General features: G+C 71.5%; 2 protein-coding genes. Both read left to right on the top strand.

Features of this window, described 5'->3' with window-relative positions; all coding sequences use genetic code 11:
* Nucleotides 1-335 (top strand): hypothetical protein (locus RB628_RS41230; protein WP_318325748.1); only part of this gene is annotated, 335 nt, incomplete at its 5' end.
* Nucleotides 310-550, top strand: a 241-nt coding sequence (locus tag RB628_RS42875; protein WP_412180808.1) for a DEAD/DEAH box helicase family protein, incomplete at its 3' end; no start/stop codon positions are given. The genes RB628_RS41230 and RB628_RS42875, both read left to right, overlap by 26 nt.

Genomic DNA, 550 nt, shown 5'->3' on the forward strand with positions numbered 1-550 from the left:
CGAAGTGGATCGCCCTGCCCCGGGGGCTGCGCGACGAAGCCGCCAGCCTGGTCACCGCCGCCGGCGGCGCCTTGAAAGTCACCGGCACCTTCCCCGACCGGGCCCCGATCGGTGCCCGGTTCACCGGCGAACTCACCGCCGTACAGGCCAGGGCCGTCGAAGCGATGACCGCCCAACCCACCGGGGTCCTGGTCGCCCAACCCGGTGCGGGTAAAACAGTGATGGCCTGTGCGCTGATCGCGGTTCACGCCCGGCCCACAGCCATCATCGTCAACCGGAGCCGAGCTGCTGGCCCAGTGGCGCGAGCGTCTGGCGACGTTCCTCGACCTCGGTGAGCACGCCGTCGGGTCGCTCGGCGCGGGCAAGGACCGCCGCGGCGGCGTGGTCGACCTGATCATGCTGCAGTCTCTGGCCCATCGTGAGGCCGCCGCAGGACTGCTGGACGGCTACGACCTGATTGTCGTCGACGAGTGCCACGCCATCGGGGCTCCGGCCGCCGAGGCCGCGATCCGCAAGGTCAAGGCCGAGCGGTGGATCGGCCTGTCCGCCA

It is taken from the genome of Streptomyces sp. ADMS (assembly GCF_033441795.1).
Lineage (GTDB): Bacteria > Actinomycetota > Actinomycetes > Streptomycetales > Streptomycetaceae > Streptomyces.